This is a genomic window from Hyphomicrobium sp. ghe19 (genome assembly GCF_902712875.1).
In the GTDB taxonomy this organism is placed as follows: Bacteria; Pseudomonadota; Alphaproteobacteria; order Rhizobiales; family Hyphomicrobiaceae; genus Hyphomicrobium_B.
Genome location: NZ_LR743509.1, coordinates 3553202 through 3578261, shown reverse-complemented (window position 1 = coordinate 3578261; position 25060 = coordinate 3553202). Strand labels below are relative to the sequence as shown.

Annotated in this window: 18 protein-coding genes and 3 pseudogenes; 11 read left to right on the top strand and 10 right to left on the bottom strand. The window is 58.2% G+C overall.

Annotated features, from left to right (window positions below):
- Nucleotides 1-110: 110 nt before the first annotated feature.
- Entirely contained in the window at nt 111-887 is a 777-nt protein-coding gene (locus tag AACL53_RS16940) for a DeoR/GlpR family DNA-binding transcription regulator (protein ID WP_339085722.1), read from the top strand.
- 25 nt (nt 888-912) lie between these two features.
- Here the strand turns inward: AACL53_RS16940 and AACL53_RS16935 are convergent, their stop codons facing one another.
- Together AACL53_RS16935 and AACL53_RS16930 are read right to left on the bottom strand one after the other, a co-directional pair.
- Nucleotides 913-1455, bottom strand: coding sequence for a peroxiredoxin (locus tag AACL53_RS16935; RefSeq protein ID WP_339085721.1), 543 nt, complete (start codon nt 1453-1455; stop codon nt 913-915).
- Between the two features lie 94 nt (nt 1456-1549).
- Nucleotides 1550-4321, bottom strand: coding sequence for a TonB-dependent receptor (locus AACL53_RS16930; protein WP_339085720.1), 2772 nt, complete (start codon nt 4319-4321; stop codon nt 1550-1552).
- Nucleotides 4322-4931: 610 nt separating this feature from the next.
- Here AACL53_RS16930 and AACL53_RS16925 point away from each other — a divergent pair.
- Nucleotides 4932-5312: a hypothetical protein gene (locus tag AACL53_RS16925; protein ID WP_339085719.1), complete on the top strand. Its 381-nt coding sequence runs from the start codon at nt 4932-4934 to the stop codon at nt 5310-5312.
- On the opposite strand, the gene AACL53_RS16920 is transcribed toward AACL53_RS16925, so the two are convergent.
- The 3 genes and pseudogenes from AACL53_RS16920 to AACL53_RS16910 form a co-directional block, all read right to left on the bottom strand.
- On the bottom strand, nt 5309-6955 hold the full coding sequence (locus AACL53_RS16920) for a B12-binding domain-containing radical SAM protein (RefSeq protein ID WP_339085718.1): 1647 nt from the start codon (nt 6953-6955) through the stop codon (nt 5309-5311). The two genes, AACL53_RS16925 and AACL53_RS16920, sit on opposite strands and share 4 nt — an antisense overlap.
- 79 nt (nt 6956-7034) lie before the next feature.
- Nucleotides 7035-8102 (bottom strand): ROK family protein, encoded by a 1068-nt coding sequence (locus AACL53_RS16915; RefSeq protein ID WP_339086969.1) that lies wholly within the window; start codon nt 8100-8102, stop codon nt 7035-7037.
- A gap of 306 nt (nt 8103-8408) precedes the next feature.
- Nucleotides 8409-10454: pseudogene (locus AACL53_RS16910) on the bottom strand (catalase); the annotation flags it as partial.
- Between the two features lie 293 nt (nt 10455-10747).
- Between AACL53_RS16910 and AACL53_RS16905 the strand changes: the two are divergent.
- Nucleotides 10748-11194 (top strand): annotated as a pseudogene (locus AACL53_RS16905) (hypothetical protein); the annotation flags it as partial.
- 156 nt (nt 11195-11350) lie between these two features.
- Here the strand turns inward: AACL53_RS16905 and AACL53_RS16900 are convergent.
- From AACL53_RS16900 to AACL53_RS16890, 3 genes are all read right to left on the bottom strand, one after another.
- Nucleotides 11351-11962 carry a hypothetical protein gene (locus tag AACL53_RS16900; RefSeq protein WP_339085717.1) on the bottom strand — a complete coding sequence of 204 codons (612 nt, stop codon included), beginning with the start codon at nt 11960-11962 and terminating at the stop codon, nt 11351-11353.
- A 152-nt stretch (nt 11963-12114) separates the two neighbouring features.
- The gene (locus tag AACL53_RS16895; protein WP_339085716.1) at nt 12115-13008 is read right to left on the bottom strand and encodes a helix-turn-helix domain-containing protein; all 894 of its coding nucleotides are present in this window, start codon (nt 13006-13008) and stop codon (nt 12115-12117) included.
- A gap of 485 nt (nt 13009-13493) precedes the next feature.
- Nucleotides 13494-13733, bottom strand: coding sequence for a hypothetical protein (locus AACL53_RS16890; RefSeq protein WP_339085715.1), 240 nt, complete (start codon nt 13731-13733; stop codon nt 13494-13496).
- On the opposite strand from AACL53_RS16890, the gene AACL53_RS16885 reads away from it, so the two are divergent.
- The 7 genes and pseudogenes from AACL53_RS16885 (at nt 13732) to AACL53_RS16855 (ending at nt 22058) form a co-directional block, all read left to right on the top strand.
- Nucleotides 13732-14718, top strand: coding sequence for an HlyD family efflux transporter periplasmic adaptor subunit (locus AACL53_RS16885; protein WP_339085714.1), 987 nt, complete (start codon nt 13732-13734; stop codon nt 14716-14718). The two genes, AACL53_RS16890 and AACL53_RS16885, sit on opposite strands and share 2 nt — an antisense overlap.
- The gene (rbbA, locus tag AACL53_RS16880) at nt 14715-17486 is read left to right on the top strand and encodes a ribosome-associated ATPase/putative transporter RbbA (protein ID WP_339085713.1); all 2772 of its coding nucleotides are present in this window, start codon (nt 14715-14717) and stop codon (nt 17484-17486) included. The genes AACL53_RS16885 and rbbA overlap by 4 nt, the downstream gene beginning before the upstream one ends.
- Before the next feature lies 1 nt (nt 17487).
- A complete protein-coding gene (locus AACL53_RS16875; RefSeq protein ID WP_339085712.1) occupies nt 17488-18708 on the top strand; it encodes an ABC transporter permease in 1221 nt (406 codons plus the stop codon).
- A 118-nt stretch (nt 18709-18826) separates the two neighbouring features.
- Entirely contained in the window at nt 18827-19735 is a 909-nt protein-coding gene (locus tag AACL53_RS16870; protein ID WP_339085711.1) for a PPK2 family polyphosphate kinase, read from the top strand.
- Between the two features lie 72 nt (nt 19736-19807).
- Nucleotides 19808-19900: pseudogene (locus tag AACL53_RS16865) on the top strand (flavin reductase); the annotation flags it as partial.
- A 345-nt stretch (nt 19901-20245) separates the two neighbouring features.
- A complete protein-coding gene (locus AACL53_RS16860) occupies nt 20246-21163 on the top strand; it encodes a response regulator (protein ID WP_339085710.1) in 918 nt (305 codons plus the stop codon).
- Between the two features lie 376 nt (nt 21164-21539).
- Nucleotides 21540-22058, top strand: coding sequence for a heme-binding protein (locus AACL53_RS16855; RefSeq protein ID WP_339085709.1), 519 nt, complete (start codon nt 21540-21542; stop codon nt 22056-22058).
- A 260-nt stretch (nt 22059-22318) separates the two neighbouring features.
- On the opposite strand, the gene AACL53_RS16850 is transcribed toward AACL53_RS16855, so the two are convergent.
- Both AACL53_RS16850 and AACL53_RS16845 read right to left on the bottom strand, forming a co-directional pair.
- Nucleotides 22319-22672, bottom strand: coding sequence for a phosphoadenosine phosphosulfate reductase family protein (locus tag AACL53_RS16850; RefSeq protein WP_339085708.1), 354 nt, complete (start codon nt 22670-22672; stop codon nt 22319-22321).
- A 900-nt stretch (nt 22673-23572) separates the two neighbouring features.
- Nucleotides 23573-24424, bottom strand: a complete 852-nt coding sequence (locus AACL53_RS16845) for a transposase (RefSeq protein WP_339085707.1) — start codon at nt 24422-24424, stop codon at nt 23573-23575.
- Between the two features lie 175 nt (nt 24425-24599).
- Here AACL53_RS16845 and AACL53_RS16840 point away from each other — a divergent pair, with 175 nt between their 5' ends.
- Entirely contained in the window at nt 24600-24962 is a 363-nt protein-coding gene (locus tag AACL53_RS16840) for a DUF2946 domain-containing protein (protein ID WP_339085706.1), read from the top strand.
- Nucleotides 24963-25060: the final 98 nt, after the last annotated feature.

The following is a 25060-nucleotide window of genomic DNA, read 5'->3' as shown; positions in this document are numbered from 1 at the left end:
TAACTCGGATCGCCAGCGTCTACATTTTGCCCGTATGGGCGAAATATCTGTGGCATGCTCCAATAGAATGGCTGAACAGTCAAATAAAATGACCGAACGGGCAGAATGCAATGCGGCCTAACATAAGGCGTGAACGGATTGAGCAGATGGTTCGCGAGCGCGAGCGGGTAACCGTCGACGCGCTGGCGGAACTCCTTGGAACTTCAAGAGAAACGATCCGCCGGGATCTGACGGACCTCGCGGAGCGCGGCCGCGTTCGCAAAATTCACGGGGGCGCGACCCTCGCCGAGCCTCGGGGGGCTCCCGAGGCGGACATCGAGGGATCGTTTCAGGGCCGCCTCCTGGAGCATGCCGAGGCCAAGCGCGCCATCGCCCGGCGCGCCATACAACTCTTCGAGCCCGGCGACACCCTGTTTGTCGACACCGGAACGACGACGTTACTGTTTGCGGAAGAACTCGCGATGGCAAGCGGTCTGACCGTCATCACCAATTCCGCGGCGATCGCGGCGCTGGCGGCGCGCGGCGCCTCCAACTCGACATTCCTGATCGGCGGCGAGTACCGTGCTGAAAGCACCGAGAATCTGGGCCCGATGGCCATCGACCAGATCAGCCAGTTTCACGCCATCCACGCAGTGCTTGCCGTCGGCTCGATCGAGACGGTGGGCATCCTCGATTTCGATTTGAGAGAAGCGGATGTCGCGCGCGCGATGATCACGCAATCGCGCTCCGTCACGGTGCTCGCCGACGCTTCGAAGTTCGGCCGTGGCGGCCTCATCAAGGTTGCGCCGCTGGAAGCAGTGCATCGCGTCGTCACCGAATCCGAGCCGCCTCAGGCGATCGCCGATGCCCTCGAAGATGCGGGCGTTTCGATGATCAAGGCCGGCTGAGAGCCAAGGACGAGAGAGCGCGCAACTACTCGTGCTTGGCCTTCCAGCTCTGGATTGCAGCCAGCGTATTTTTCACGTGGTCCGACGGATCGAGCGACGTGTACTCGTACGATATTCGCCCATCGGGCGTGATGACGTAGGATGTGCGGTTTGCATACGGCAGGAAACCCATCATCACGGAATCGTATGCCGTCATGATGTGCTGATCCTTATCGGCCGCGACCGGAAACTTGCTACGGCATTCCGATGTCGAAAACTTATTGAGCGTCGCGATGTCGTCGTTGCTGACGCCAATGACCGACGCGCCGAGGGCGTTGAATTTCGTCATCGCCTCCGCGAATTCGTGCGCTTCGATGGTGCAGCCTGACGTGAAGGCTTGCGGATAGAAATAGACGACTACCGGTCCCTTTTTCAGCGCCTCGGCAAGCGAGAACGTGAACTCCTTGCCGCCTTGTGAGGCATGCGCTTTGAACATCGGCGCCTTGTCGCCGGGCTTCAGCGCCGCCAAAGCCGGCTCGGCTCCACAAGAGAAGAGCATGGCAACGACCAAGATATATCGGGTCAGCATGTTGGGTCCCTCTTCGGCGGGCCGAACCCGTAAGCGGGAACGGCGTATGATCGAGTTCAACATATGACGCTGTTGCTCTGGACGCCATGGCGTCCTAGTTGAACTTGAATTTTATACCGCCGTACGCCGTGATGGGCGGAGCCGGTATAATTGTGCGTGGATCCGTAAAGGTTATGCTGCCGAGCGCCGCGCCGCTATCGTTGGTTTCCTCAACATCGAAAAAAGTTCCGTAAACGCCGTAGTGCCGGTCGAAGAGATTGTCCACGAGCCCGTAGATCTGAATGTTGTTGGTCACGTCGTAGGAGGTATGCAGGTTGACCTTTGCATAACCGCCGAGCGGCGCGTTCTGATTGGATGCATCGCCAAAGAAGATCTGATTGCTTGCGGCGATCAAGTCAGCTCCCGCTCTCCAGCGCGGCGTCAATCCATAGTCGAAGCCGGCTTTGAACTTGTGGGCCGGCACGCCCGGTATGCGATCTCCCGGGTGGACGAAGATATTTCCATCTGCATCGGCTGCAGGGTTGAAGGGCGAGGGAAGAGTCAGATCGTTCTGAAATGTAGCGTCGACGAAATTGTATCCCATATAGGTGAACAGACGTCCCGACCAGTAATTCACCTGCGCCTCGAGTCCCTGCCGCAGCGTTTCCCCAGCGTTGGCGAATGAGCTGCGCCCGATGATGGACGATGCGACCTCGGTGATGTCGTCGTTGTTGGTGGTCCGGAAATAACCCAGACTCCAGGTCAGCTTTTGGTGCGCCAGAATATTTGTGTTTTCCCCCCTGAAGCCCGCCTCCCACGTATTCGAGACGACCTGCTTCAACGGCGGATCGGACGTCAAGAAGCTCGGCAGAAGACAGGGTTGGTTCGGATCCGCGCAGGCGAGTTCTGCCGGAACCGGAGCGCGATTGGCCTCCGAATAGCCGGCGTAAACCGAAATCCCGTCGACGAGCTTATACGTTCCACCCGCCATTGGATTGAAGTGCGTATACGTCGGGGAACTGTTGAGGTCCGGGGCCAGACCGGTTTCATCATGGATACGGAGGTCGGCGATATTAAATCGACCGCCCACGGTTAGTGCCAATCGGTCCGTCGCGTCGAAAGTATCGGAAAAGAAAATACCATAGTAGGTGTTCGTCGTCGAAATATTGACTGGCCGAATCTCGGACAACGTGGGTGTTCCATTCGGAGTGCATCCGTCGCCCGGATCTCCCGATCCAGTGAGATCGCATCCCTGGCCGAACGGCCCGACAAACCCGGCGCCCCCTTTTATGACGAAATTCGGTTGGAAAAAGCCAAGCTCGGCGGAGGATTGAAACGACACGTTGCCGTGGTCGATGCTGGCTCCCACCAAGAACTGATTGTGATGATCGAACAGCCTCTCTTTGTTCACCGCCTGAACGGAACCGCCGAAGCTATTCGTATCGACCGACGTCCGGTCGATTTCGCCGAGACCTGTCAGGTCATTCGGCAGGATGATTGTATTTCCGTTGGTATCACCCAGCAGGATATTGGTGCCATCCAGGTTCTGAAAGCATGCTCCGGTCTGTGTACTTGAGGGCAAGATCGGACAAGGGCTCGCATTCGAAATGTTTCCGTCCACATGCTCTTGGTTGAAGTGACGATAGTAGGCAACGCCAGCAAGGTCCCAGTTGTCGGTGGCTTTTACCTTTCCGTTGACAGACACCATCTCCATTTGATTGGTCGTCGATTGCGGGGTTGAGAACGTTTTGTCCCAACCTTCCGCCAACAACTCGACAGGCGAAGCCGCCGCCACGCCGACGGTGTTATCGGCGCCGGTAAAGTTGATATGAAACTCGGAGCCATCGCCTCTCACTCCGAGATCGGCATACATCCGGCGAATATCCGACGTTCCGAATTCGCGGTATCCATCGTCGTGAATATCTTCGAGCGCGATGTAGGTCGCCCAGTTGCCAAATCGCATGCCGTCCTGAATCGAGCCCTGCGCCCGGCCGAAGGATCCGAAGCGCGCATCCGTCTCCAAACCCTGATAGGTGAATCCGTCCTTCATATCGAACGTCAGCGCGCCGCCTATCGCGTTCAAACCGTAGACCGGGTTGCCGCTCATGACCGTTATGCTGCTGATGGCGATGGCCGGCAGAAAGTCGTAGTTGACCGTATCTCCGAACGCTTCATTGATGCGGACACCGTTCTGGTAGACGGCAAGTCCTTGCGGTACGCCGTCGACCGGCGATGAAGTGAAGCCTCTGTAGTCGACGTTGTTCTGGAAGACGTTTCCTTGGACGTCGCTGAGGATCACGCCGGGGACGTAGTGAGCCAAGGCGTCTGGGACATAATCGGCCTTGAGCCGCGCGATCTCTCCAGCCGAGATGGTGCTGACGCCACCCGGCACTTTCTCGATCGGAATTTCACTGCCGCTGATCGGCGACATCTTGACGGTGCTCGGACCGGGAGCAACCTCGTACGGCACGCCTTGCGATACGCCTTCCGTATCGGATTCGACAGCCGGCGGCGGCTCGACGGGTGGCGGACCAGACGGCGGTGGAGCAGCTGGCGGTGGCGCAACCGCGGCCGCAACTGGTGCCGGCTTTTTCGCCGGCGGTTTGCTCACTTGCTCGGTGGCGCTCGGTTTTGCCTTCTTTGGCGCTTTGGTCACCTGTTTGGTAGGGGCCGGTTTCGGCTTTTTTTGCTGGATGATTTGCACTTCAGGAAGAGTCGTACCCGGCGTTGTGGCGCCGCCTGAAGGTGCTGGCGTCGATGTGGAAGGCGCCGGCGCGGTTGTGGGGGGCGCCGCCCCTCCCGCATCTTGCGCGATCGCCGGCCCCGCGGTTTTCGCCGTCGCGCCCAACGCGACCACAGTCGCCAAGGCGAAAGTGGAATACTTCATGCCGTCCCCATCCTGTCTGTCGGTATGTTCTTCCGAACAGGAGAACATCGCGCAGTGGCGCTATCGATTCTGTCCTTTGCCTTCCCCGATTTGTGGCAAACGAGAATCGACAATTCGACAGGTCAGTTTGGCAAACACGCAGAACGTGATGGGAGTGGAAAGATTTCCCGATTTTCGTTCGGAATGGATGTGGTTGCGGAGGAGCAACTGAATGCTCAGCACAGGGATTATAAGTTTACAGAACTGTAAGAATTCTGCTGAGCGTCAGCAATTGCTCCCGTTGGAATGAATTGCAGCGACCCTCATCGGCGCAATCTAATCAATGATATGGTAGCCGCCGTCGATGTAGAGCGTTTCGTCGGTGATCAACCTAGCTCCGTCCATGCCGAGGTGGCGGCCGCATTCCAAATCACCAATGCTGTCCTTCGTGCTTGCTTGTCGGGAAGGGAACCGGCCTCTGGCGTCCAAGTTGGATTGCGCGGCAGGCGCAGCAGCTAGTGGTTCGAACAAATGGTGAGGTCAGCGATGGTTTGGAGAGGCTTCCGAGTTCGGGGTCGCGACGCGCCTTGCCATTGGTACAAATCGCATTGATGCACGTAGGAGGTTTCCTATGATTGGCAATCGTATGAGCAACATCGCTCTGTTGGCTGCTTCCGCAATTATCTGTTCGGCGCTGCCCGCAAGTGCAGCCCGTTACGATGGATATTGGAGCATGGTCGCCGAGACGACCAACGGCCATTGCGGCTACATCGAGATTGGACTTGAGATAACCGGTGGCCGAATTTATTCGACGAGTGGATCTTTCGCTTTCTACCCAATTCAATTGGGCGGCCGCGTTTCGGACTCCGGGCAAGCCCGGATGAATGCAGTGGCTGGCCCGCGCATCGCCTACGGAACCGGCCGGTTCGGTGAATTTAGCGCCGGCGGGACTTGGAGGGGCACCGGTCCCTCGGGTCTGTGCTCCGGCGTTTGGAGCGCCGAGCGATCCTAATGCAGCGCCCGATTGCCGACTGTCGTAACCCGATCGGAAGTGTCGCGCGAGCGTGCGCGCGAAAAAGAGCGCACGGCCCCGGGAACCGGGCCGCCGGCTGAAGCCGAAAGGCTCTTCGCGATCGCATCGTAATGATAGTGCATCGCCGTTTTCACCGCGTAGGTGAAGAGCAATTGAGGCTCAAACTTGCGGGCGCGAAAGGCACGGAAAAGCTGCGTGCGATAACGGCGCGCCAAGCTTCTGTCCTCGACGCGGCGAACAAGACGGCTCGCCAGCACAAGGAACATGACGTAATTCTCGAAACAGCTTTTTGCCCACGCCAACCGATGGCTCTGCCAATACGGGAGCCGGTGCGCGGCGAATTTGAAGCCACCGTCGACGAACAGAGCATCGAGCCGCTGGAAGTATGCGTCCGCCGAATAGGAATTCTCCGTCACTCTGACCAAACCGTCGCGCAACATGCCCGGCGACATCCCGAGTGGAATGACGTTGGTGCCGAAAGTCTCGCTGCCTGCGGCGTCATTCAATCGGCCCGCGGATTTCAGGCGATCGAAGAGCGGCGTAGTCGGAATCGCATGTAGCAAACCGATGAGGGCGTTCGCGATTCGCGCTTCGGCTAGAAATCCCGGAAGAACATCGAAAGCCGCCGGCTTGTCGTTATCAAATCCGACGATCATCCCGCACCAGACGTCAATCCCGCTGTCTTGAATGCGTTTGACACGTTCAATGAGCGTGCCCGCTCTTTCACGCACGTTCTGAAGTTTCTTTGTTTCTTTGAGAGACGCCTCGTCAGGACTTTCAATGCCAATGAATACACTTTGAAAACCGGCCCGCCCCATAAGGCTCATCAACTCGTCGTCTTCAGCAAGGTCCAATGATGCTTCGGTGAAGAGGGTGAGCGCATAGGCATGGTCTTCCTGCCATTTAGCGATCTCGCGCAATGTCGGCTTGATGGCCTTCTTATTGCCGATCAAATTGTCGTCCACGACGAAGACGATTTTGATGCCTTCGCGATAGTAAGCGTCGAGTTCCGCCAGCACCTGCTGAGTGGATTTCAAACGCGGCTTTCGCCCAAAGGTAACGATGATGTCGCAAAACTCGCAGGTGAACGGGCACCCACGAGAGATCTGCATGCTTCCGAACATGTAGTATTGTGATTTGAGGAGATCGAGCCGGGGCGGCGGCAAGGTCGTCATGTCGGTCTTATCGTGTTGCTCGTAGCGGCATGCGTGGCGGCCGGCTTCCCACTCTTTGATGAACAGCGGCCAGGTAAGGTCAGCTTCGCCGATGAACATGACATCAGCGAGATCCTCGAGTTCTTCCGGCTCCACGGTGGCCATAGGGCCGCCAACGACAGTGAAGGCACCGCGCGCTCGAACCTCCTGTAGAATTTCCCGCATCCGGGTTCCCTGGACGGTCATGCCCGTGACGCACACCATGTCGGCCCGTCCGAGACGAGCGAAGTCGATGTCTTCGACGTTCTCGTCGATAATTGTCACGTCATGGTGCTTCGGAACGAGCGCCGCGAGCAAGGGGAGGCAGGCGACCGGGAGATTGGCTCGCTTGCCAAGCAGCCCCATACATTTCTCCATGCCCCAGAACGATGTGTTGAAGCGCGGATTGACGATTACAATATCGGCCATCACTCACCCTCAACTGTAAAATTGCCGAGGCATAGTCTTTCGCTTCAAACGAGATCGTATCAAGGCCGCGGGGCGACCCCTATTTTGCTTTCTTCACGTCGCGGTTGGTGAACCGCGCATTGCCGAGACCCGTTCCGATCGTCAGAACAGCCCAATGTTTCCGATCTTGCATATGGGGCAATTCGCTCAATCCCTGAACGACGGCGTCATTATGCATGACGATCATCGCTTCAGCTCCGCCGATCTTGCCAATCTTTTCCTTGATGCTCCCGGGAAGATGGAAGCTGCTGCTTTCCCAATTGCCGGGAAGATTCTGGCCGCCGCGATCGATCGAGCCATCCTCACGGATGATGCCTGGACAGCCAATGCCGATAACGGGCGCCAACGCGAGCTTCTCTTTGTCGTTCCAGCGAATTTGCTCCTCGAGCATCTTCACCAATCGGGCGACCGCGCCCGACCGGTCGGTCTCGTCCTTCGCATGACACCAGATCTCTGAGTTCGCCACTTTGGCTTTAACGAGGTCGCGTGATTTCCCGATGTTCAATTCGACCGTGCCGACGCGTATGTTGGTGCCGCCGATATCGACGGCAAGCATCGTATCGTGTCCCTTGAGCATCCAGGGCGGCAGCAAGTGGGCCGCGCCGATAAGACCGGCATCATCGGGATCGTTGTGAATCATTTCAAGGTCGACATTGATTTTCTCGGCCTTGAGAAGCAGCCCCGTCCGGCCCGCCACAAGCTCTCCCAGCCGGCTGCCGCGAAACCCGCCACCAATGACGATTGCTTCGGTATCTCGCCATTCTTTGGTCCGAAGAAACCGCCGGATGACATGGGCGAACTGCTGAGAGAATTCTTCGACCGCACTTTGGACGAGGCCGGCAGCTTCCGGATCACCCTTTTCCAGTTCTTCGACCAGCTGCTTCTTCGACAGCTCTTCCGTGGCCGTTTTTCCGAACGGGTCTTCGCCGGCCTTCCGCAGGGCCTTACGCCATTTCTCGACGATCTCCCAAAATGCGCCTTTGCTCGCTTTGTCGCCGACGAACCCGTCGTCATCGCGCACTTCGATATTGTAACTGTCGACCGTCACGCTGGGCAAAGTGGCGGCCCCGTGCGTGGGCAGTTCTAACGACGGGGATGGCTTGTCCATGACTGTCATTGCCGCCTGATTTCCAAGTTGTCGCGTGAATGGATGGCCCCCGAGCTGACGCTGCCATCCTCGCTATGTAGCCAGCATTGCAACGCACATCCCCGGCAATCGGTTGCGAGGCTGAGAACATCCGTTGCGCGCTAGGCGATACCAGGGCCAGGCGATACCAGGGAGTGTGCTCATGGATGCAGCAGGCGCGTCGTCTCCGACCTAGCGTTAACATCGCGCCTATGTACGGCCCGGCTGCCTTTTCCGCTTTGCGCGGCCGAGGGTCCGTAAAGCTTCATAGTGATCTGGCGCGTTTGGCTACGCGTCGAGGTCGACGCGGGCCTCGCGATCCCATATCCGAAGCTTGCCGCAAGCCTTGACGAATGCCGCCGCATTCGTCGGCGTCAGCTCTATGCATCCGTCATCGAGATCGTCGTCGGTTATACCGCACGTCTCCAGCAGCGGTTTCGCGTCAGACGTGAATGCGATGAACTTGCAGTGTGCAAAGGCGTCGCGCACGAAATCCTGGCTCGGCGCATCCTTTAGCAGCGGCTCGATGCCGTCCTCGCTCGTTAGAATAGCGACCGCATCGAAGAGAACCGAGGGCCCGCCATCTATCTTCTGCTTGGCGGCGAACTCGGTCCCGTCGGAAAGAGTGATGCCTGCAATCTTCGGAGCCACCAATTCGCATACCCCTCCTGCCTTTTCGACGGCACTAACGAGCGCCTTGAACGTCTTCGCGTCGGCACCGGACGTTGCAAGGATGCCGAGCTTCCGGCCGGCGAACGTGCCGGGCCCGCGTGCCACGATGCTCAAAGCTTCGGACGTTCCGGCATCGATCGGCTTCTTTGCGGGAACCGCAGGATCGGGAAGATCCAATCCGAGGCCTTCTCCGACTTTTCGACCCAGGGCTTTATCGATGGTCAGAAGATGCGCGACCATTCGCTCGCGAATATGCGGGTGCTCGACCTTACTCAACTCGAATACCACCGCGTCGGCGATATGCTTCTGCTCGGGTACAGTCTGGCTCCGATAGAACATGCGCGCTTGGCTATAGTGATCGGCAAAACTTTCCGGCCGTAACCGCTGCTTCGGACCATCGACCGGCTCGGCGAAACACCGAAATCCCAACGATGGAGTTTCGCGCGGTCCGCCTTCATCGCCCCAGCTGTTCGGCTCATAGTTGGCGCGCCCTTTTGGATTATGCATCGCCATGTGACCGTCTTGCTGGAAATGGGCAAACGGACAGCGCGGTGCGTTGACGGGGATATGAGTGAAGTTTGGGCTGCCCAAACGCTTCAATTGCGTATCGAGATAGGAAAAGTTGCGCCCTTGCAGCAACGGGTCGTCGCTGAAGTCGATGCCGGGCGGAATGTTCTGGGTGCAGAACGCGACCTGCTCCGTCTCGGCAAAGAAATTGTCGACGACCCGATCCAAGACGAGACGGCCGACGATTTGCACCGGAAGCACTTCCTCCGGAATGAGCTTTGTGGCGTCGAGAACGTCGAATGCAAACTTGTCCGCGAATTTTTGGTCGAATAGCTGAACACCAAGCTCCCATTCCGGAAAATTGCCGCTCGTAATCGCGTCCCAGAGATCGCGCCGGTGAAAGTCGGGATCCGCGCCGTTGATTTTGACGGCTTCGTTCCACATGACGGATTGCAAACCGAGTTTCGGCTTCCAATGGAACTTGACGAAGGTAGATCGCCCCTTTTCATCGAGAAAGCGGAACGTATGCACACCAAAGCCTTCCATGAACCTGAATGATCGCGGAATAGCCCTGTCAGACATGACCCACATGATCATGTGCATGCTTTCCGGGGTCAGCGAGATGAAATCCCAGAACGTATCGTGCGCCGATTGGGCTTGTGGAAACCCCCGGTCCGGCTCGGGCTTCACGGCATGAATGACATCGGGAAACTTGATGGCGTCTTGAATGAAGAACACGGGAATGTTGTTGCCGACGAGATCCCAGTTACCCTGTTTGGTATAGAGCTTGACAGCGAACCCGCGGACGTCGCGCGCCAAGTCGAAAGATCCCTTGCTACCGGCGACGGTCGAAAATCGAACGAATGCTTCTGTTTTCTCGCCAACCCGCTGGAAGAGGTCCGCGCGCGTCACATTCGAAAGAGATTTGGTGAGTTCGAAATATCCATGCGCACCGTAGCCGCGCGCGTGCACCACGCGCTCGGGAATGCGTTCATGATCAAAGTGAAAGATCTTTTCCCGAAAATGGAAGTCTTCAAGAAGTGTCGGACCGCGGCTACCGGCCCTCAGCGAATTCTGGTCGTCCGCAACCGGGATGCCTTGCTGGGTCGTAAGATAAACGTCCGGGCTGGTGGACTGTTGGTGAATCTCACCCCCTTTCGCAACGGCGGTCTTGTGCGGGCCTGTCGGATTGGACGCGAGCGTCAGGCCTTTTTGAGAAGGGCTTCTTTTGACGGGACGTTGCTTTGCGGGTGCCATACGCGCCTCCAAGTCGGAGAAGGTCGAACTCTCCGTTATACCGTTGCTATCGTGCAATGTGCCCAACAGCGCCAATGGAGATTCCGTTCCGGCCCGCTTTCCGGAATTTCAGACTGACCCTCCCGGTGAGATCTGATCGATTGTGAACTGCAAAGGCGTCTTGTCCGGCGCCTAACGCCGGACCTTCATTCGATCTCAAGCGCATGCACTGGGAAGGCCCGCAGGCGCTAACACCAGGTAAACATACCATCGAGTTCGACTTCAAATATGATGGGCTCGGCTTCGCCACCTTAGCGTTCAACGACATGAGCGGCATCGGGCGCGGCGGCACGGGCGTGCTCAAGATCGACGAGACGTTCGACGTCGGTTCCGACACCGGAACGCCGGTGGATGATGAAGACTACCAGGTACCGTTCCCGTTCACCGGCAAGATCGACAATCTGACGATCTCTGTCGAACCTCCCAAATTGACGCCGGAGGATGAGAAGAAGCTGCGGGATGCGTATCGCGCTGCTCAGGACGCCAATCAAAAGGGCGCGAACGTCGCGTCTCGTTCTGATGGTCGCTCTACAGATCGTAAGACCGGGAACGTCCGGAAGTCCGCCGTTCGTATTTCTGATGCGGGCGCAGTTCGGTGACTGCGGCCTTCCTGGCCATGTCGCCGGTCTTGCGCAAGGCTGTTACAGGCCACAGACCGACGACCGGCCCACCGAGGCTCGCGTGGTCTACATCTCAAGCAACGATGCGACGGCAGGCGTATTCAACCGCCGGAGTGCCCCCGGCCGAGGCCTGCTTCACGCTTGCCTCCCGCTAGCGCGCTTCAGCGCATCGTGAGCAGTCTGGTTTGCGCGGTCGAAAGCATTGCGCGACTCGGCAAGAGCGGCGCTCAACACGGCCCAGGATTCTTTGCCTGCCCGTTTGAACTCGTGTAGGCGCGCTTCGGCCGCAGATGCATCGCGTTTCATCTGTTCAACTGCCGCCTCGATGTCGGCACGTTGGTTCGCTCCCAGTTTGGCTGCATCGCTCCGAAACGTGGTGGCTGCCTCCTGCCAAGCCTTTATTTGCGCGGCGGCGACGTTTCCGAAGGTCGCCTGCTGCTGATCGATCTGCTTCCCCACGCTGTCTAGGTAAGCCTTCACGTCAGCTTCGAAGGCGCTCCATTCGGATTCCAACTGTGCCTTCGCACGCTCCCAGGCCGCTTCGCCTGCTTCGGCCTGCTTCTTGAGAGTGGCCTGAAACTGGTCGCGCCGCTGCTTCAGATCGACCACGAGCCTCTCGGCCTTCGCTTTGATGTCGGGCTGCAGATGGCTTGCCTTGGTTTCGATTGATGCCAATGTGGCATCCATCTCGTCGATCCGCTCTTTCGCCCAATTTAGATAGAAATGCATGCTGCTTTGCTCTGCCATGGCTTGCCTCCATGCCTGGAACACATCGAAAAGTGACATTCGTATTAGTCGTGCGACCGGGCACTCGCATGCCTCAGCGCGCCTGATGTTGGATGGGTGTGCCAGCCTTACCTGTCGGAAGCTGGGAGATGGCGGGATCCTCGAGGCGTTGTCTAACGCACATCGTCCTTGTTTGCGCTTCCAGATTCGAGCCACGAAGCTGGTCGGTATCTGCTCGGAGGAACGCCGAACTGCTCCTTGAAAAGCCGACTGAAATGGGAGGTACTGTTAAATCCCCAGGCGAAACAAATGTCGGTGATGGAGCGATGCGATTGCATGGGATCTCGTAGCTCGGCCGCGCAATGTCTGAGTCGTCTCTTCCAGACGTACTTCCAAACCGAGCCGGCCGCGTCGGCGGCGAAAACCCGATGAACACTTCGTACGGATGTCCTGCAAGCCTCCGCGATAGATTCAACGCAAAGATCCGGATCGGCCAGACAGGCCTCGATATGGCGCTTAAGTCGCGCGCACTGGATTTCGTGAACCCCCAGTGCCGCCGGCGCATCCAGCTGCTCGCGTACAGCATCCCAAGTCATTGCTGTTATGACTTTCCGCAAGCATCTTCCGCTGCGGCCTCCCAAGCGATTCATCTGTTGAAAGGCTTCGTCCAGGGTGGATCGCAGGACTCGCGACATACCCGCTTTGGAATCAAATCGGCGCGCCACTCCCTGCTCGAGCAAGGCGAGGATGTCAGGGGTGCAAGGCCGCTCAAGAACCAAAATCTGGTATTCGCTCAGATCGCCCAAGCTCGAGCCATCAAAGCGGTCGCCGGTATCTATGAGACACCAGTCTCCAGGATAGAGCGGGCAGGAGCGATCGTGCTGAGCCAAACATCCGCTCCCGCTCACTTGAAATAGGAGAAGCACCTGAGGCGGCAACGTCGGCGTCAGCGTTCGAAGCGAACGACTGAACTCGCAGGGCGGCACTTCGACTTTGGCGAGCACCACGCCAGCCTCGCAGCTGACGTCGGGATCCGTCCAAAATGTGTACTGAGCGCTTCCGACCATTGCGGCAGTTCCGCCGATATTTGTCGAGCTCGATAGCCTGACCCTTCGGCATGCTGGGCTCGTGAGTTTTTACAATGCCACGCGGCAATAACTGATCATTGATGCGAGTCAAAACTCCGAGCGGCGTTGTGTTAACAGATTGTTAGCCTTGCGTCCGGCACGAGCGATCAACCCTTGGCACTGTGAGGCATGCGATCGTTCGACGATTCCGTAGCATTTCTGCGACTCGGAGGGCGACGGAAGATGCCATGTCGCAAGCCATCAGTACCGCCGTTGCGCTCCAAGACCCGACGCCCCCCAGACCGGTAAGCTGAAGCCCGAAGGGCAGCGTCGCCTTAATCAGGTCCTCCCTCTGCTGGGTAACGAGTCTGGGTTCGACTTCGCCAAACACGGATGCTGCCGGAATAAGACACTGAATTAGGCATGAGCGGTGCCTGCCTCAGGCTATGGCGCGGACCGATTATTCAAAGGGCTTGAGGACGCGCTCAGAACAGAGCCCACGGATAAAGCGCCATAGGCATGAGATAGCTTCGGCGGTCCTCAAGAATCCGCTCGAGAATATCGCTGGAGAGAGCATCTATGTCGATGCTGACAACCTCATCGTCGGATGGAGCCAGGAGCGGCTGCGCGCCCAGGCCGATGCGTGTTCGGGCCGCTCTTTCTTTTATTGCCATCCTCATCATCAGCGGCGGCACACATGGATATTCGCTCAGCGCGCTGATCATGGGCACCGCACTCGCTCAATCCGCGCAGCCTGACCCGATCGAACGGGCTCGAACGCAACTGGAGACCCTGATTGCACGATTGCGCGGCCGCGATATGCCGGAAGGCATCGTGAAGTCGAATGGCCGCATCGAAGCGACCGAGGTTGACGTCGCAGCAAAATACCCTGGCCGTCTGGCGACACTTGTCGTGGATGAAGGCGACGAGGTCAGGGCTGGGCAGGTGGTCGGCACCATCTCGTCGCCCGAAACCGAGGCCCAGCTGCGCGGGGCGCAAGAGCAAATTCTCAAAGCCAAGGAGGATCTAGCGGCAGCCGTCGCGGAAATCGCGCAGCGCGAGAGCGATTTGACCTTCGCCAGGAACGATTACGATCGTGGAAAAACGCTAGTCAAGCAAGGATGGATGACGCAGCAAGTATTTGACCAGCGCCGCAACAAGTTGGACTCGGCTCAGGCAGCGCTTACTTCAGCCCACGCGAAGCGTGATGGGGCCCAGGCGTCGATCAAATCGTACGAAGCTGATGCCGACCGATTGCAAGCCATCCTTGCGGACCTCGTGCTTATCTCGCCTCGGAGCGGACGCGTGCAATATCGGCTAGCCCGCGCTGGCGAGGTGATTGCCGCGGGACAGCGCGTCCTGACCATCCTCGATCTCAAAGACATCTACATGACGATCTATCTCCCCGCGGATGTGGCCGGGAGGCTCACAATTGGCGACGAGGCGCGCACCATCCTCGATCCTGTTCCGCAATACGTCCTCCCGAACACCATTAGCTTCGTGGCGACTGAGGCCCAGTTCACGCCCAAGAGCGTTGAGACGACCGAGGAGCGGGAGAAGCTGATGTTCCGCGTGAAACTCCAGGGTGACCCTGCAGTGCTGGATAAATACCATCGTGCTGTGAAGACGGGCGTCCGCGGCCTCGGCTTCGTGCGCATTGATCCCAAAATCCCTTGGCCTAAAGAGCTTCAAGTGAAACTTCCTCAATGACCAATGCAGCCGTCGCCAGCATCGAACGCATCACCCACCGCTACGGCAAAACGTTCGCGCTCAACGACCTGACCCTTAATATTCCCGCGAAGCGCATGGCGGGGCTGATCGGGCCCGACGGCGTCGGCAAGTCCACTTTGCTCGCGCTGATCTCCGGCGTGCGCAAGATTCAAACCGGCAAGGTCACGGCGCTCGGCGGAGACATGGCGGACGAGCACCATCGCCGGGCAAGCTACGGCCGCATTGCCTACATGCCCCAGGGGCTTGGCCGCAATCTCTATCCGACGCTGAGCGTGTACGACAACATCGACTTCTTCGGCCGTTTGTTCGGACAGGGCGCGGCCGAGCGGCGCGCGCGCATCGACGAGCTTCTGAAAGCCACCGGGCTCGACCCGTTTCCGAATCGGCCATGCGGCAAGCTCTCGGGCGGAATGAAGCAGAAGGTCAGCCTGTGCTGCTCGCTGATGCACGATCCTGATCTGCTCATTCTCGACGAGCCGACCACGGGCGTTGATCCGCTCTCACGCCGGCAGTTCTGGGAGCTGATCGATTCGATCCGCGCGCGACGGCCGGAAATGAGCGTGATCGTCGCAACCGCGTACATGGACGAGGCCAGGCGGTTCGATTGGCTCGCGGGAATGGACGACGGCAAGGTCATTGCGCAGGGCACCCCGCAGGAGATCCTCGAGCGGGCGCAAAAGACCACCCTCGACGACGCCTTCATCGCGCTGCTTCCGCCGGAAAAGCGCAGCCAGCATCAGGAGGTCATCGTGCGGCCACGCGCCGAAAGCGATGACAAGACGCCGGCAATCGAGGCCGAAGGGCTGACGCGCCGGTTCGGCGATTTCGTCGCCGTCGATCACGTGAGCTTTCGTATCGGACGCGGTGAGATTTTCGGCTTCCTCGGCTCGAACGGCTGCGGAAAAACGACGACGATGAAAATGATGACGGGGCTCCTGCCGGTCACCGAAGGCTCGGCGAAATTGTTCGGCAAGCCAATGGCCGCCGACGACATGGAGGCACGTCAGAACGTCGGTTACATGTCGCAGGCTTTCTCCCTCTATAGCGAGCTTACCTTGCGGCAGAACCTTGAGCTGCATGCGGATCTTTACCACCTCCCCGCAAATGAGATCGAAAGTCGTATCCAGGAATTATTGGAAGGATATGATCTCAAAGCTGTTGCCGACGCCAAGCCGGAGAGCCTGCCGCTTGGCGTGAAGCAGAGGTTGCAACTTGCCGTCGCTGTCTTGCACCGGCCGCTTATGCTTATTCTGGACGAGCCGACGTCGGGGGTCGATCCGGTCGCGCGCGACCAGTTCTGGCGCGCACTGATCGATCTCTCGCGCAACGACGGCGTCACCATCTTTCTCTCGACCCACTTCATGAACGAGGCGGAGCGCTGCGACCGCATCTCGCTGATGCATGCGGGCAAGGTGCTCGCCGTCGGCACCCCCAGGGAGCTCGTCAAGGAGCGCGGCTGCGCATCTCTCGAAGATGCCTTCATCTCCTATCTGGAAGAAGCAGGCGGAGCCGAGAAGGAAAAGAAGGCCGCGCCACTCCAGTCGGAGGCATCGCCGGAGAAACCCGCGGCATCGCCCGGGATATCCGCTGCATCGCGCACTTCCAAGCGCTTCGATCCCGGACGACTATGGGCCTATGCCCGGCGCGAGACCGCGGAGCTCCTGCGCGATCCCTTCCGGATCGCATTCGCGTTCATCGGCCCGGTGATTTTGATGCTGGCCTGCGGTTACGGCATCACGTTCGATGTCGAGAATCTGAAATACGCGGCCTTCGACCAGGACCAGACGCCGGAGAGCCGCCGGTTGCTCGAAAGCTTCTCGGGCTCGCATTATTTCTCCGAACAACGTCCGATCGGCTCAGCAGAGGAACTGGAGCGGCGCATGCGGAGCGGAGAGCTGGCTGTCGCTGTTGAAATTCCAGCCGGCTACGGCCGGGATCTGGCGAACCTGCGTTCGCCTGAGGCCGCCTTCTGGGTTGACGGCTCCATGCCGTTCCGTGGTGAGACGATCAGAGGCTACGTCAGCGGCTTGCTGCAGCGTTACATGCAGGATCTCGTCGTCGAGCGCCTCGGCCCCAATCCGGTATCGAACGTCTATGCCGGGAGTGTGAATATCGAAAACCGCTTCCGCTACAACCAAGCTTTCAAGAGCATCTTCTCCATGGTTCCGACCGTCGTCGTGATCATGTTGATCATGATCCCGGCGATCATGGCGTCGATTTCCGTCGTCCGGGAGGTGGAGACCGGATCGATGGCTAACTTTCGCTCCACTCCCATCAGCAAACTTGAATTCCTCACGGGCAAGCAGGCCCCCTATGTCGTCGTCGGAATGCTGACATTCTTCCTTATGCTGCTGATGGCGATTTTCATTTTCCACGTGCCGGTGAAGGGCTCTTTCGCGGCTCTGGTGCTGGGAGCGTTCGTCTATCTTTTGTCAACGTGCGGTTTCGGGCAACTGGTCTCTGTGATCACCCGGACGCAGGTCGCAGCAGTCTTTGCAACCACGGTTATCGCCATGATCCCCACGGTGAACTTTTCGGGTCTCCTCGTGCCCGTGTCGTCCCTCACCGGCGCGGGACGGGCGATCGGCCTCGGTTTTCCAGCCGCCTGGTTTCAGCCGATCAGCGTCGGCACCTTCACCAAGGGACTCGGGTTTTCCGATCTGTGGTCCAATGCGGTCGTTCTTGCAGCGTTTGCCGTCGCCTACCTCATTGCCGCTCACGTCATACTGCAAAAGCAGGAGAAGTGAGATGTCGCTGGCGAGCAAGACGGCAGATGCACGCGAACAGGGGGCGCCGCATGCCGTAGCGGAGGCGAAGCGGCCCGGCAATCGATGGGGCAGGCTGCGGCTGCACCTGACCAACATCTACAGGCTGTTAATAAAGGAGCTGCGCAGCATCCGCTCCGACCCGATCATGCTGCTGCTTGTCGGCTATGCCTTCACCGTTGCGATCTACGCCTCAGCTACCGGCGCCTCGACCGAAGCGACCAATCTGGCTATTGCCATCGTCGATGAGGATCATTCGGATCTTTCACGCCGCATTGCGGATGGCCTCACCCCACCCACTTTCAAACCGGCAGTGCAGATTGCATCGACGGAAATCGACCCGGCGATGAATGCGCAACGGTTCCTTTTCGTCATCGAGATTCCGCCCAAGTTCCAGTCGGATACTCTCGCCGGGCGGCAGCCTTCGATTCAAATCGATATCGATGCCACCGCGGTCGCCCACGCCTTCAATGGCATGACGGAGGTCCAAACCGTTATCCTCAAATATGTAACCGAATTCATGACGAAACGCGAAGGATTGCCCGGTCCACCGCTCAAGATGGTCACGCGGGTCAAGTTCAATCCGAACTTGAAATCGAGCTGGTTCACATCGGTGATGCAGATTATCAGCAATCTCACCATGATCACCGTGATCCTCACCGGCGCTGCGCTCATTCGCGAGCGCGAGCAGGGTACGGTCGAGCATCTTCTGGTAATGCCTGTAGTGCCCTCCGAGATCATGCTGTCGAAGATCTTGGCCAATGGCCTCGTCATCGTGCTCGCAACCGCATTGTCCCTGTGGCTTGTGGTCGAGTGGTGGCTGCAGGTGCCGGTTGCCGGATCGCGCCTGCTTTTCCTGGCCGGTGCATGCGTTTATGTTTTCGCGGTCGCAGCCCTTGGCATTGCGCTCGGCACCATCGCTTCCACGATGGCGCAGTTCGGCCTGCTGTGCATCCCGGTGTTGCTGGTGATGATGTTGCTTTCCGGCAGCACGACCCCGCTGGAAAGCATGCCGGTGTGGTTGAAGGACATTATGATGGTGATCAGCCCGACGCCGCATTTCGTCATTTTCGCCCAGGATATACTTTTTCGTGGGGCAGATTTTGCCATCGTCTGGCCGGAGATCCTGGCCACAGCCGCCATCGGGAGTGTTTATTTCGGCTTCGCGCTCTATCGGTTCCGCCGGGTTATCTTCAGCGGCTGAGTGTGCGGCGAAAGAAGGACCGCGATCTCAGCGACGCGGGAAATGGCGACATGTTTTAGCTGAGACATAGAAATCACGATCGCGGGAAGTTAGATCGAACTTCGAAAACGGAGGCGGCATGCCCCGGAAAGAAATTGACGAGCTTACAGGCAGGTATCTCGCCCCCTTTCGCATAGCAAAAGGCAAGGGCTTCAAGCTGAAGAAATTTGATCCCAGTGATACGTGCGGCCTCGAGCTCGAAAAAGGTCAGGCGCGCGAACTCCTTCAACGCGGCACGGAACGGCTGGCAGAGCAGCAGGACAAACTCTTCGCCCAGGACCGCTGGTCTGTCCTTCTAATCTTTCAAGCTATGGATGCGGCGGGAAAAGACAGTACGATTAAGCACGTCATGTCGGGGGTCAATCCTCAAGGATGCCAGGTGGTCTCATTCAAGCAGCCATCGTCAGAGGAACTCGACCACGACTTCATGTGGCGGTATGCAAGGTGGCTACCCGAGCGTGGACGCATAGGTATTTTCAACCGCTCGTACTACGAGGAAGTGCTCGTGGTGCGCGTGCACCGCGAGATTCTGAATCAGCAAAAATTACCCTCCCGCTTAGTGAGCGACGCCATCTGGGACGAGCGGCTCGCCGACATCGCGCAATTTGAGGACTATCTCACGCGACAGGGAACCAAGATTCTCAAGTTCTTCCTCAACGTATCGCACAAAGAACAGAAGAAGCGCTTCATGGAGCGTCTTGATGAACCGGAGAAGCATTGGAAGTTCTCAGCGTCCGATGTGCGGGAGCGGGAGTTCTGGAGCGATTACATGCGAGCGTTCGAAGAGGCGATCCAGGCGACCGCGTCGAAGCACGCGCCGTGGTTCGTTGTGCCTGCCGACAACAAGTGGTTCACTCGCCTCGTCGTCGCCGCAGCTGTCGTGGAGGCACTGGAGAACTTAGACCTCGCCTACCCCAAGATCGACGCTGCCAAGAAGAAGGAACTGGACGGTGCGCGTGAAGCACTCTCCCGTGAACGGTCGAGCTAAGCAGGGGCACGAACGCGAAGGCAAATGTGAGCAGTCCTAGCGCCGTTCGATAGGGAGGCCAGGCGTATCCAGGGCGGGACCATATCGCGCGCAGACGTGGCGCGCTTCGTGTTGGATCAAGTGCGTGACGACACATGGCTGCATCGTTCACCGCTGATCACATGGCAGCCAAAGCCGCCGCAAGCATCTAGACGGATAGCTGATGCGCTCGAGATCGCAGAGAAATCTACCTACGCCTGATGACCCCATAACCTTCGCTAGCGGACTCGGTTTGTGTTCTCCGAAGGGGCGCCGACCGTGGTGAGACCAATGCCGCCAGTGAGACCGGCTTTTTGGACAGAGCGCGGCCGGCCAGGAACGCGCGGACGCAGCAGCGGTTCCTGCACCCGGCATGAAAGGATTTGCGCAACGAACGAAATGTCGAGAAATCCCGCCCGCAACTCGGGAACTCCCTGGCACGAACAGTGTTTGGGGTTAGGGCGGCGGTGGCCGAACCATGAGGGGCGGATTATGGAGGCGATGCCTGAGAATGGGGCTGTCGGGGATGAGAGGCCCCGCATTCTCATTGTCGAAGACGAAGTTCTTATCCGGATCCATATGGGCGAGGAACTGCGCGCCGCGGGGTTCACCGTCGTCGAGGCGATGAGCGCGGAAGAGGCGCTGTCGGTGTTAGCCGCAGACCCGGATTTCGATGTCGTGATCACTAACATCCGGATGGAGGGCAAAACAGAGGGGCTCACGCTCGCGAACCGGATTCGCGGCCATGTGCCGAGCATTAAGGTGGCGATTGCTTCAGGTCACATCGAGATCGTGGATCTAGAATACGATGCTGTTTTCGCGAAACCATACGACATCCCGCTGATCGTCTCGAAGCTCCGTCAAATGCTCCCCCTGGAACTCCCAGCGGAGGCCACAGGCGAAATTACGTACACCCTGGATGCGAATGATGTGATCGTTGACATCCAGCCACGATCCTCCGAGTGGCTCACGTCAGTTCTCGTCGAAACAATCATCGGCACGCCGTTGCTGTCTTATGTGAGCGGCGTATCCGCCGCCGCCTTCCTTCGCGGAATACTGGATGCCGCGCGCCGGGGCAACTTAGTCAAGGTTCCGTATCGTTGCGATACGCCGGATCGAAAGAGATCATGGACGATGGAGCTTAAACTGGAGGAACAGGGCCGCCTCAGCATTGTCCATCGTCTTGTGGAGGACGCGCCATTTCTTTCCCCCGTCGTGTTCCGCACCGCTACTTTAGATCTCGTCGATGCCATCCCTCGATGCAGCGTGTGCAACCGTATCTTCACCAACTCTGCCTGGCGCGACGCGGATCATCAGTCTCCTCACAACAGCGGTCGCAGTAGCATCAATGTTTTTTATGATATCTGCTCTGCGTGTAACTTCCTGGCGTGGAGCGCGCTGAATGCCTGAGACGCCGAGATTTGTGTAGCCTTAAGTGATGCTCGGGTCGAAGCGGCCGCCCTTCCTGCCTCTTCGGTCACGCCCGCCAACTCTGCCTTGGCGCCCATATCGTGGTCGGCACGCTCGGACGCCTGCGGGACCACTTAGCAAAATTACGAACGTTTTGGTTGGGTCATCGAGAGCACGGATTGGCGATCCGAACGCGTTCAGGATCCGTACAATGAAAGTGTACACTTAGAATTACGTGATCGCATCATGCTTGATGCGGAGCTCAGATGTCACTTTTTCTTCGGCCAGGATGTTGATGTCACGCCGGAAGCGGTATTCGTGGGTTTTGGCGTTTATTGGTTTGGTTTTCGTGGCCGTTGCCGCGGCAGGACCTATCATGAGCGACGTAGAACAACCCAAATTCACAACTTTACTCGCAGAAGGCCCAATCGAGATCCGCAAATATGCTCCCCAGGTTGCCGCCGAGGTAACTGTTACGGGAGAACGCTCTGCGGCTATTCGAAATGGGTTTCGTATCATCGCAGCCTACATATTCGGCGCCAACAAGCCGCACACGAAGATCGCGATGACGGCGCCCGTCCTTCAGCTGGGGAATGGCGCCCACTGGACGGTACGCTTTATCATGCCGGCCGAATGGACGACAGAGACGTTGCCTGAGCCTTCGGATGCTCGCGTTAGGCTCGTTCCAGTCCAGGAGAGGCGTATGCTCGCTATCCGCTTCTCGGGGCGAGCGACCGACGCGTTGATCTCGACCAAAATCGCGGAGCTTCGTGAGTTCGCTTTAAAGCACAAGCTCGATCTGCGCGGGGACCCCGTTTTGGCGTTCTACAATCCGCCCTGGACGTTGCCATTTCTCCGCAGAAACGAGGTCATGTTTGAGCTTTCGGCTTTTTGACCAGTTGAACATTCCAGAGAGTAAGAGACAATCCTCAGAGGTGCTCTGTGCGCACTCCTTTATAGTTACAAAAATTGGTTTGCGGTGAGAGGCACCGCAAACCACCGCCCGCGGGGGAAGGGAAGAATATCCCCACATCGGACGGCTAAGAAGATACGCGGCGTCGAGCATCTTGGTTCACCGGCAGAAACTGCTGCGATGACGCTTTTGAACATCAGAAGTAGCCCGCGCGCTTTTTTGCTTCCATGGCGCCGATCTCATCATGATCGATAAAGGCGGCCTCGTCTCTCGGACGACCTTGACTGTATGAGTTCGCCCAACAGTTCTTCCACGTTGCTCGCGTCTGAGATCTCAGCTGCGGTATTGGGCCAGCATCCAAGAGTGCGGAATCGAACTTTGCGGTGTTGGATTTCCTCTTCGGGCCGAAGCACCATGCCTGGCCCATCAATTGCGAGGATTTGACCGTCTCGAATAAGAGTCGGACGCACCGATGCGAAGTAGAGCGGGACGACATCGAGTTGTTCGCGTCCGATGTAGAACCACACGTCGCGTTCCGTCCAATTCGAGAGTGGGAATACGCGCACCGTCTCTTCACGGCCAGCTTGCCGGGCCATATCGGACGCCAGCGCTTCAACACAAAAAATGATCGTTGCCGATCCCACGCTCAGGATAAGGGCGTAGACATTGGCCGAGGGCAAAGCGGGAGCTAGCGTTACGAGCTTAGGAATTAGCCGGCCGGGCTTGGGGCCAGCAAGCGACAGACCTGTGAAGTCGCGCAGCTGGCTGGCGCTCGGCGAGGCATAGTAATTCAGTCAGCGAATTCATGACGCGTGCGCCCGTGAATTGCCAGAATTGGCGGCGCGTTGTGGGCTGCTTGCTGCGCTGTTCGGCAACGCCGGCTTAACGTTGACTTCCTCCAAACTCTGCCTATCTTGAGCAGCATGTTACAGCTTCCCACCCTCTCTATCGCTCGGCGCTTCATCAAACATGTCTTGGCCCGGGCCGTTGTTACTGCCGCCTTGACCAAGCAGTAAGCGACCAGACCCGGGACGTCCTCACATACATCGACGAGTGGACTGTGTGGCCGCATAAAGCGAACGCACAGCGGAGCTATGCTTGTGGGTTTCAGTGCGATACCTGCCAGCTCCTTCCATGAAACATCAACAGCAGACGTTCGCCTTCTTCATCGATGCTTGCCAAGCCGCAGCTCGAGCGAAGCCTGAAGAGGCGACAAGATCAGAAAGCTAAAGGAAACCGAGATGGCCAAGCGCAAAAGTAAAGGCCGCAATCTGCCTGTTCCCGCCCGCAATTATGCCTATGAAGGTCGCAAAAACAGCAAGCGTGAGAAGAAAAAGATATCAGGATAGGCGAGTCTTCAAAGCTGTACAGCGAGTACAAACTGGCACGTAAAAACTGATCACGGCGGCGCAGCGGACTGCAAACGTCGTCCGCCCGCTGCGCCGCATCTCTGCGGTCACGCAAGTTGTACCGTGATCGTGACGGCTTTCACGCGCTCAAGTCCTCTCGTCAGGGAAGTGCGTGTAACCCATCCACGCTTTGATCGTGCCGAACGTGTGCTCGACTGTTCTCCGGCGAACCGTCATAGCGTTGCCCGCATCGAGCCGCCTCTGCATCTCCTCGATGACGCCCTCATGCTCCCAGCGATTCACGCGGCGCTCTTTGCTGGTCGTACACTTCGCCTGCAAGGGACAGTTACCACACTTGTTCGTCCAATAGCTGTGCAGCGTTCGGCCTTCCTCGACGCGCGTGTATAGATATGAGAGGGCCTCTCCTGCCGGGCAGCGATAGGCGTTCTGGTCGGCAAGATAGACGAAGTCATCCTTGCCGAACCGACCCGCCGCTTTCGCATTCGACATAAGTGGCTTGGGCACGTGCGGAGTTGCACCGATGGCCTCGCAGGCGAGAACCTCCACACCGCTGAAGTAGCCGCGATCGGCCAGAATATCGATCTTCTCGACAGACATCGCCTCTTTTGCCAGACGCGCCATGGAAGACAGTAACGTGCGGTCCACGAGAATGTTAGTGACGTCATGGGCGACGATCAGATGATTCTCAGTGTCGACAGCCGTCTGAACGTTATAGCCAACAACGCCCGCGCCGCGCATGCTCGTCGCCATTGCTCGCGCGTCGGGATCCGTCAAAGAGATCTGCTGATCGGGTACATCTAGAATGGCCGTCTCCAGCCGCTTGAGCTCAGCAAGCTTCGCCTTCATCGCTGTGATCTTGTCTCTCAATCGCGTGGCTTTCGCCTCCGCGTTCTCGCCCTCCTGAAGGTCGGCGGCCTCCAACGAAGCGAGGTAACGCTCGATGCTCGCTTCAACCTGCTCGACACTCGGCGATGGCAATTGACCTAAGCGGGCGCTTTAAATTTTGGAACTCGCAATCGGCCCTGCCAGCTTCCCGGCAATAGCGGACATCGGCTTCATTCGCGGGGCCGCGCCGGCAAGGCAAGTTTGAAACTAACCGGTTGACGCCCTTCATCTCCAGCCTTACCGTTTTCTTATGGTGGGGATCTGGAGAATGAGCGAAATTCGTGTCGCCTGGGCGGCTTTGGCGCTGCTGGGCGTCGTGAACTTTGCTGCGCTTCTTCCGAACCATCTTATTTCCGAACTCAGGCATTTCCTATTTGTCGCAGACTTCGGCAGCTTCGCCGATGTCATTTGCGAGAGCGGCAAATCCCGGTCAGAGCAGCCGGGTGGCAAAACATCGAATTGTCCTTTCTGCAAAGGCCTCGCCGCGTTTCAGCTTGCGATCACCGCAGGCTCGCCGACGGTCAATCCGGTATCCTCGCTTGGGCAGAAAGTCGAAGCGAGCGAAGCGGCAATTCTTGCGCTCGTCTTTTTCGTAAAAGCGCGCAGTCGCGGTCCGCCCGCCTACGCTTGATGACGATTTTGATTGTCCGCTTTTGCGGGTGATCCGCCATATCTCAATCAAATCATCCAAGAGCTGATCAGACGGCGTCCCATTCGCGCGCGCCGATC